Source organism: Lysinibacillus sp. NPDC056232 (assembly GCF_042267565.1).
GTDB lineage: Bacteria > Bacillota > Bacilli > Bacillales_A > Planococcaceae > Lysinibacillus.
The window spans coordinates 1-9281 of record NZ_JBHJTF010000059.1; the positions used below are offsets into that span (position 1 = coordinate 1).

8 protein-coding genes are annotated in these 9281 nt (G+C 39.8%); 3 read left to right on the forward strand and 5 right to left on the reverse strand.

The window, feature by feature from the left end:
* Positions 1 to 132 precede the first annotated feature (132 nt).
* Entirely contained in the window at positions 133 to 1074 is a 942-nt protein-coding gene (locus tag ACFCYJ_RS25480) for an NAD-dependent epimerase/dehydratase family protein (protein ID WP_376078542.1), read from the forward strand.
* A gap of 383 nt (positions 1075 to 1457) precedes the next feature.
* Here the strand turns inward: ACFCYJ_RS25480 and ACFCYJ_RS25485 are convergent, their stop codons facing one another.
* From ACFCYJ_RS25485 to ACFCYJ_RS25495, 3 genes are all read right to left on the reverse strand, one after another.
* Entirely contained in the window at positions 1458 to 2531 is a 1074-nt protein-coding gene (locus ACFCYJ_RS25485; RefSeq protein ID WP_376078544.1) for a glycosyltransferase, read from the reverse strand.
* Positions 2532 to 2969: 438 nt separating this feature from the next.
* Positions 2970 to 3728: a hypothetical protein gene (locus ACFCYJ_RS25490; protein WP_376078546.1), complete on the reverse strand. Its 759-nt coding sequence runs from the start codon at positions 3726 to 3728 to the stop codon at positions 2970 to 2972.
* A gap of 1 nt (position 3729) precedes the next feature.
* Positions 3730 to 7512 carry a DEAD/DEAH box helicase gene (locus tag ACFCYJ_RS25495; RefSeq protein ID WP_376078548.1) on the reverse strand — a complete coding sequence of 1261 codons (3783 nt, stop codon included), beginning with the start codon at positions 7510 to 7512 and terminating at the stop codon, positions 3730 to 3732.
* A 97-nt stretch (positions 7513 to 7609) separates the two neighbouring features.
* Between ACFCYJ_RS25495 and ACFCYJ_RS25500 the strand changes: the two genes are divergently transcribed.
* Complete coding sequence (locus tag ACFCYJ_RS25500) at positions 7610 to 7762, forward strand: hypothetical protein (RefSeq protein WP_376078550.1); 153 nt, start codon at positions 7610 to 7612, stop codon at positions 7760 to 7762.
* Positions 7763 to 7772: 10 nt separating this feature from the next.
* Here the strand turns inward: ACFCYJ_RS25500 and ACFCYJ_RS25505 are convergent, their stop codons facing one another.
* Positions 7773 to 8327, reverse strand: a complete 555-nt coding sequence (locus tag ACFCYJ_RS25505) for an NADPH-dependent FMN reductase (protein ID WP_349661576.1) — start codon at positions 8325 to 8327, stop codon at positions 7773 to 7775.
* A 471-nt stretch (positions 8328 to 8798) separates the two neighbouring features.
* Positions 8799 to 8975 (reverse strand): hypothetical protein, encoded by a 177-nt coding sequence (locus ACFCYJ_RS25510; RefSeq protein ID WP_376078552.1) that lies wholly within the window; start codon positions 8973 to 8975, stop codon positions 8799 to 8801.
* Positions 8976 to 9100: 125 nt separating this feature from the next.
* Here ACFCYJ_RS25510 and ACFCYJ_RS25515 point away from each other — a divergent pair.
* Positions 9101 to 9281 (forward strand): hypothetical protein (locus tag ACFCYJ_RS25515; RefSeq protein WP_376078554.1); only part of this gene is annotated, 181 nt, incomplete at its 3' end.

Consider the following 9281-nt stretch of genomic DNA (forward strand, 5'->3'; position numbering starts at 1 on the left):
GGATCAGCGATATAAAGGAACGTATACACTAACCGCTAATCCGGTTAGGAGTAAAAATATTTGTACAGCACCGATGTTGGTCACGAAGGTGAGATAAATGCGGATGTGGTTCCTTTTCAGTGGTACTTCTAAATGAAAAATGAATATCATGCAATTTTTGGAACAGGTCCACTGGGACTAGCGATTATGGATCAGCTTATTCAAGAAGGTAAAAATGTACTTTTAGTGAATACGAGTGGAAAAGCGGATGTTCCTCCGTCTGTAAAGGTCATAAAAGGAGATGCTACGAAACTAGAAAGTGTAATGGATATTTGTAATTCTCATAAAATTTCAGTCCTTTATCATTGCCTAGGACTTCCCTATTCATCTTGGGCAGAGTTATTTCCAATAATGATGGATAATATTATCGAAGTAGCGGCAATTCAACAGATTAAAATAGTTTACGCAGATAATCTCTATGCATACGGTCCTCATGACAAACCACTTAACGAAAATGCTTCATATAATACAGTTGGTATGAAAACAAAAGTGCGGGCTGAAGTAGCAACAAAATTAATGAATGCGCATAAATCTGGTAAGGTTCAAGCAACGATTGGGCGAGGTACGGATTTTTATGGACCACGTGTCAAAACTTCAGCATTAGGGGAACAAGTAATTAAAAATTTAATGGAAGGAAAGCCAGCAGATCTTCTGGGGAATCCTGATACGAAACACTCCTATATTTTTATACGTGATTTTGCTAAAGGACTTATAATGCTTGGAGAACATAAAGAGGCATTAGGCGAAATTTGGCATATCCCTACGAACGAACCTAATACTACACGCACAATTGTACAAAAAGTTGCAGATGAGCTTGGTACAACAGCTAAGTATAGAGTTGCTGGGAAGTTTATTGTTAATATTGCAGGATTATTTAATTCCGATATGAAAGAGATTAAAGAATTAATGTACCAGCACTTATACGATTTTGTTGTAGATTCAAAAAAATTCAAGGGGAAATTCCCAATTTCAATTACCCCTCAAGATGAAGCGATTCGGCAAACGGTTGATTGGTATAAAACGGCCTATAAATAATGTAATGACAACTGTCGATGAACAAAAAACATATAGTATCTTACCAGTCAAACCAATAAGACAACAACCGTTACCCGAAGTTTGACTGGTTGCGATGGCCCTAATTCTATTAAAAGTAGGTGATGAAAAACGGATTGTTTTTCATCACCTACTTTTTTATAGACCTAAATAAAAAATGTTTACATTGAACTCATACTCAAGCTTCTATAACACATATGTTAGGTTGACAGAATATTCGTTAAATTGAAAGGGGATGAATGAATGGATGCTCGAACTTTCAGACCTCGGAATGTGATTTTTATGACGATTGTTGTTTTTGTATCGGTGTTAATTGGTTACGGTATATATATAAACTTTATTGATGTTCCCTTTCCTTGACGGCCTTACTTCTTTAACTGACTTAACAAGTATTTTCGGTTGTCTAGTATGCGCTGATCTTTCGGCTTATATTTACGTGCCGCCTCATTATGCTGATATGCATTTTCATAGAGACGCAAGCGATTGTATAACAAACTTAACTGTAAATGCGGAAGCCATGTGGAATAAGCATGCTTGTGAATAGCCATTGTCTGATCTATAGGCTGCTGTAATGCTTGTGAATACCAGTAAATGGCCTCTTTATTTTTCAATTGCTCCATAAAAAAATGACCGATTCGACAGCATGTTTCTGGTCTTGGTCGATCATATAATAATGATTGTAAAATAGCTTGTGTTGCTTGTTTTGAGTCGTGTAGCTGTTGGTAGCAATCTGCTAAATTTAAGCAACCTTGAATATTATCATCAGTCGAGCCTTTTGTGGAATCTAGGAAAATATGATAGTGATTGATAGCTTCTAAAAATCGCTGATGAATTTTGAGCTCATTTGCGTAATGAAATGTTTCTCTAGCTGAAAATGGGTGCCCTTCTTTCTTTAAACGCTCATAAATAGTAATATTGCGATGAATATCACTTTTTCTTGGCAAATGTGTAACGGCTATATCGCTATGATAGAGCTGGCCTGTTACATCTAAATACTCATGGACGGCACCCCGCCACTGAAAATTACGTGCACGTTTTACGAGACGAAACCTTTTTTCACTTGATTCGACACAGCCATCAGCATCGAGCGTTACATAATAATCCATGGAAACAGCATCGACGTTAGGATGATATAGCGACTGCTTAAGCTGTAGGAACTTTTGCTGATGTTCTGTTGTGATTACATCATCAGCATCGAGCCATAAAATAAAATCTTTCGTAGCTTGCTGAAAGGAAAAGTTACGAGCTTTGGCAAAGTCATCACACCAGGTAAAGTCGAAAATTCGAGAGGTATAGTTTTGGACGATATTTTTTGTACGATCAGTTGAGCCCGTATCAATAATATTGATTTCATCCACTAAATGTTGAACGGAATCTAAGCATCTTTCAATAATACATTCTTCATTTTTGACAATCATACATAAACTAATCGTAAACATCGGTCCCCTCCTTTTTTTGTAATAATATATGCGAGTTTAAAAATTTATCAAGGTCTTTTACCATTTTATCGCCTTACTTTTTGAATTTATCACCCAACTTTTCCGTTTTATCGACATTCACCTAAAAAGAGTATGACTTTTCGGCAAAACGAGGGGGCGCTTTCCTGGAGACGTCGGGGCAACAAATGTTTTCTGTGCGAAAGCGTAGTGCAACGTAGCGGCAGCGACAGGATGTTGGTCTCGAAGGCGTTATCACAGGATGTGATGGTTTTAGCCTTCGTTCCTCTATCGCTAATCCCCAAGGAGTCGCCCAGCCTACACTCCAATTAACTACTTCACATAGCGTGTATCTTTTGGACAACATCACAAATATTTCCTTGGCCACTTTTTCAATTGAAAAACAAAAAAACGAACGTTGCACACGTTCGTTTTTTTGCTTTATAAGTATTGCTTACGCCACTCTAGTTGTTCTTTTTCTGTGAGCTGTTGTTCTAGGTGCGGATCCCATTGATTTAACAGCGCATTCCATACACGAACGAACGCTATACCTTGCTCTTTATCGTGAAGGACAAATTCGAGGCATGGGCTATCATTAATTTGTTTAGCGTCAGTTTGCACAATTTTTGAAACTATTTTTTGTGAAGCTCCAGCTTCAGCCTCTTCGCCATCCTCTTGCTGTAACGCTTCTATCAACATACCTTCTTCGAATTGCTCCTGCTTCTCAGCCTCTTCATCCACATAGCGATAGAGCTCTGGTAGATCATCATATTCTTCGATATTGCCCTCATCGACAGCAAGAAATGCAAGATGGCATGGGCTATAGTAAAGGTTAGCCATTTCTACATCTAGCTCTTCCTCGAAGATGCCACGTTCCAGTTGCCGCTGTCCTTTAGATGTTAATCGATAGAAGTCTTCCTTTTGTTCAATAAGACTTACTCGAGACATTAATGATACTAAATCCTCAATAAATAATGGATCGACGAGCAATAACTCACTTAAATCTTGCGCACTTGCAAAATCTGCTTCCTGTATGCTGATTAACAGCATAGTCATCAAAACATCCATAGTGGAACGACGAACGGGCTCATAGGTCACTTCTACTGTTCGAATTGGGATGCACCATTCATCGGTTTTGACGATTTTAATATTTCGATTTTGCTGAAGTTCACGCATTAAACGCTGCTGCAATTTTGACAATCTACATCACCTGTCCTTCATGATTACGCAAACCGTTATAGGATTTCACTGTATCCAACAGATTGCTGTACATCTCTCGTGTATCTTGATGCTTCGCACGTTTAGTAAACATCTCAGCACTTCCGACAAGTAGTAATAGCTCACGGGCACGAGATAAGGCAACGTTTAAGCGTCGGTAATCTTTTGCAAAGCCAACGTCTCCCCCTTTAGGTGTATTACGCACCATACTTACTAATATGACGTCCATCTCCATACCTTGGAACTTATCAACTGTCCCGGTTCTAAATTGAAGATGTGGTAGCTGTAATTCCTGTTGCAGAAGGCGATTAATTTTCTTTACTTGCTCCCCGTAGAAGCTAATAACCCCAACGCTTTTTTGTGCATCCTGAGGCATGCGTCCAGCTGCTTTAGCTTCGATAACAGCCTTATTCAAATCGGTTAAAATGCGTCGAATAGTTTGTAATTCACCTTCATTATAACGACTCGTTCCGCCCTTTACTTGCTCCTCTAAATAAGGTTTTTCAGTCGGAATATCGACCCATAGCAAATGATCATCTCTGCTAATAAATTGCCCTTCTAGGCAATGGTCTCGCGCTGCATCTGAATCTGGTAAACCACATTGCAAACCATTTTCCTCTTTCGCGTAAAACGGTGTGATACTGTGCATAATTTTCTCATGCATTCGGTACTGCAATGCTAGCATTTGCTTGTGTGTTTGCGGCAAGTTATTAAATAAACGTTCAAACAGCGATTCACGCAGCAAATTTTTTAATTCCTGCGCGCCGTCAAAGTTTGGATTTTCATCGAGCATCGCCTTTAACGTTTCCTCCAACGTATCATCTCCAAGTAGTGGAGGTAGCTGATGATGATCGCCCACTAAAATAATTTTCTTACCCTTAAGCATTGGCAATAATAGCTCTGGTGGTGTGGCCTTTGATACTTCATCAATAATGACAACATCAAATGTCGGATAGTTCTCCATAAATTCCTTACTTGCTGAAGCAACACATGTTGTACCGATAACATTCGCATGACGCACATATAATTTTCGAATTTCATCTAAATCATATTCAGTAGCGTTTTGCAGCTTGTCACGCCATTGCTCTTGTAATTTCTTTCGAAGAGGAAGCTGTTGTTCCTTGCGCTGCAATTCCCCTATCGTTACTTTGGAGGATACAATTGCTTCCTCTACCTCCTCAGAAGTGCGCTCCGGTGTTGATTGTAGGAGTTTAGTGCAAGCTGTGAGTTGCTTCTCCTTCTTCAATCCAGCTATATTAATTTCTTTTATATTTTCCTCTAATTGTGTGAGCTGTTGTTCAATCTCTTGTAAGCTAGTCTGCGCTGTTTGAAGTGCCGCTCTCTTTGGTAAGAGCTGTGTATTAGCCTGCTCTACTGCCTCCAGCTGTTGACGTGCTGTTTGAAGAGAAGATTTCGCTTGCGATACAAGTATTTTTAAATGCTCTACAGACTCTTCTGGTTCAGCATCCATTTGGAATGTCTCAGCTAGCTGCTGAAGTCGTTCTGTATGCTGTAAATATGGCTGCAATTGTCGCTGTATGCTTTGAACGTCAAAGCTTGTAATCGCGCATTCTTGATGTAATAAGCCTCCAATACCTTTACGTAACGACTCGAATTCCTGATCTTTATGCTCTTGTTGTTGTTTAAGAGCTATACCTTTTTGCCAGACAAAATCACGACGCATATATAATCCGAGCAAGAAACTTTCAATTTGCCCGGCTGGTGGTGTTTGATCATCTTGAAAGGCTGTATTGAGTTGTGCAAAAACACCTGTTAGATTTTGCAATGAAAACGATTGAACTGGCTGCAATTTTCTTTTAGCAAGGGCCCGCTCTTTTTCTTCATCCGATACCAACGCCTCAAGCTTTGCAATCGCTTTTTGTAGACGTGAATTGATGGTTGCCCATGCATCTAAATCTTTAGCATCCTCTAAATGCTGTAAACGACTAATTTGCTGTGACAGCACATAAGATGGGCGAATTTGATAGTGCTGTAAAAATCGTTCGATTCGCTCATAGGACGTTAAATTACCGATATATTTTTCGGCTTCCTTCATTAATCGAAGTCGATTATTTTCCTCTTCATATTTCAATTGGATATCTTTGAACTGCACTGCTAAATGCTGCTTTTGCTCTTGCAACTCCTTATATTGAGCAGCTGCTTCCAACTGCTCCATCTTTTGAGTAGTTTCCTCTATCGTAAGCTTCAGCTGCTCGATAGACGGACTTTCAGCAAGTGTCTGCTCAAGCGACTTTACAGCAGGCTCGATTTGCGCCAGCTGTTTTTCGTAATGCTCTTTATGTGCCTCGTTCTCCTGCTGCTCGGCTTTTGCAGCCTTTAACTCTTTCTTTAATGCTTGTATTTCCTGCTGTAAAATGGGCTCGTCAATTGCGGCCTGTTCTTTCGCAGCTATTTCCTTTGTTAGCTCCTCAAGCCATGCCTCAAGTTTTTCTAGCTCTTCTTCAGCCTCGCTAATACTTGATTTTAGTTCCTGTTCACGTTCTGTAAAGGCTATGATCTCCTCTTCGATCGCTACGAGAGTTTGCTCACGCCAATGAAGCGCAACATTTTCCTCAATAAATTTTTTACCCTCTTCTTCAATACTTTCCGTTCTACCATAGCGCAAAATTCGAATTTCTTGATTAGAAAGTAGTCGTCCTAAAGCATTATCCACGGCTAGATTTGATTGAGAAGCCACGAGTGTTTTTAAGCCAGCCTTGACATTTTGCTGACAAATTTCAGAAATAACAGTTGTCTTCCCTGTGCCAGGAGGTCCTTGAATCACATACAAATCTTCAACGGACAATGCGCCTAAAACAGCCCGTCGCTGATATTCGTTTAAATTATTGTGAAAAACAATATCCTCTCGAAGCTTTGATGTTCGGACAGTTGGACGTTTTTCAAATAATATTGTCTCTAAATTAGGGTTAACTGCCTCGCCTTTTTCAAGCTTGGTAAAACCATTGCGTAATCGTCTAATTTGACTCAATGTCGCAAAATTACTAAAGCTCGCTTGCTTCGAACGAAGGTTAAGCTGATCTTTACGTGCTAAATCCTGCACAAAAGGCTTCAAGTCAATTTCTATTGTCTGTTTCCCTGCATGAGCCTTTAATACTTGTCCAATTTCACCGCGAACTCCTTGAATGTTCACACTTAACCCTTCAAGCTTCTTCCATTCCTTCGATTTTATATAAGGGCAAACAATTGTGAGCCTAGTAAAATCTTCATTAAAATAGCTTTGCTTAAATTCTGTATGAATGTCATCAATGGTCGCATCACGTTCTTGAATTTTTAAAAAGCCTTCCCAGCTCGAGATACGCTTTTTCACATATTCTGTGCGCTCCTCGGCTATAGGTAGCCCTCTTATTTTTGAATGAAGATCAAGCGGAATCCCTGCTCCATTATTAGGTCTTGTGACAAATTGTAATGCCGCTGGTAAGCGTCGATTGGTATTGATGGGGCCTCGCATATGTACAAAACGAAGATTTGTAGCTAGCAACCCTTCAACCTTAAGCACACAATCCATAATGGCTGTTTTCTCAGCAAGGACGTCCGTTAATTTTTCATTTTGCTCTGCATTAAAATAAATCGATAAAAACGTTTCACCAATTGTTTTAGCTTTGCGCTTTTCGATATAGACGGTAAATGCTTTTTGTAAGGCAAAAAAGGCATGCTCATTTGCTGAGCATTCCTCTACCGCTTCCTTCGCCTTATTCGTCAATATTAGACTACAGCGTTGTTTTTCTAGTAAAGCGATGTCCTGCATGAGCAGCCCTCCCTTCCGTTTCACTAAAGTTCAATTTTATCACATCGTAAAAGGATACTTCAATTATACCTCGGCATAATTGCGTCCGGAGTCGGCTTTGTGCCAACAAATGTCTTTTGCGCGAAAGCGTAGTGCTAACGTAGCGGCAGCAACAGGTTTTGTCTGTGCGAAAGCGAAGCATCAGCAACAGCATGAAGTAAAAAAGAAAAATCCCCTGCACAGTGATTTCCTTCCACCGCACAAGGGATAAAGATCTTATTTTAATGTTGATCGATCGGCTCTTTCGGCAATGTTTTGCTCATTTCACAATATTGTACAAAAACACGAGCCAATTCACGTAAACGATTATGAACATCTTCGTCTACAATATTATTATCTGCATCAAAATGAGATGTGTGTGTGTATACATAGTTCGGAGTCACAAGGGCACGGAAGTAGTCCAAAATTGGTTTTAACTGATTTTCTACTACTAAATGGTGTTGATATGTGCCACCATTTGCCACGATAGATACTGGCTTATAGCGCATTGTTTTTGGATGCAAGAAATCAAATGCATTTTTCAAAACGCCCGGGATCGATGCTTGGAAAATCGGTGTAGCGATAATATACGCATCCGCTTCCTCAAACTTTTGAATCATTTCCTTCATGTCATCATTTAACGGTGAACCGTCTACAATTTGATGCTTATATTGACTAAAATGCATAATTTCTAATTCGAAACTAGCATCTAATTCTTTAATATAGTGCTCTACTTGCTCTAAAATAGCACCAGTTTTGCGACCAAACATTGTGCCATCAACGAGTAAAATTTTCATTTTCTTTTTGCCTCCACATTCATCTTCTACAATAATATTGTAACAAATGAAAAGAGGCACGAAAAGAATTGTAGTAGTTAAAACCGGAATTTCAGTCTTTAGGCGGAACGTAGTCTACACAAGAAATATCGCTTCAGAAAAAAGACTTTGGTATGGCGATTACTTGTTATAAAAATATGTTTTCACAGATAAATTGGTTAACCACTTTTATCCATAGTTATAAGACGCTGATTTTCGCTACGGGCTACTTGCTTTCCTGCGGGCGAGCGTCGAGCCGCTTCCTCCGCTGCGCTCCGTGCAGGGTCTCGTCTGTCTCGCTTTCCCGCGGGAGTCAAGTAGCCCTTCACTACAATCAGCGAAAAATGAATATATATAACAAAAATATTAACAAAAAATACCTCTTCAGGAAATTGAAAACCTATATCCCCTTAATCAACATGCCTGATATTCCCATTATTTTCCGGTTCTTCATCAAGAGTTTAGAATTTCATTTGTTAAAACATATGCTATGTAGATAAGTTGATTGGAGTGGAGACCGGGCGACTCCTTGGGGATCAGCGATAGTAGGACGAAGGCTAAAACCATCACGTCCTGTGATAACGCCTTCATGACCAACATCGGTGCCGCTGCCGCTTCGCTTTCGCGCAAAAAACATCTGTTGGCCTGAGACCCTGCAGCGAAGCGGATGTTTTCTGTGCGAAATCGTAGTGCTAACGTAGCGGCAGCAAATGTTTTATCTTTGCGAAAGCGTAGCGACAGCAATTGTTTTATCTGTGCAAAAGCGTAGCGACAGCAACAATTGTTTTATCTGTGCGAAAGCGCAGCGACAGCAACAATTGTTTTATCTGTGCGAAAGCGCAGCGACAGCAACAATTGTTTTATCTGTGCGAAAGCGCAGCGACAGCAACAATTGTTTTATCTGTGCGAAAGCGCAGCGACAGCAACAATTGTTTT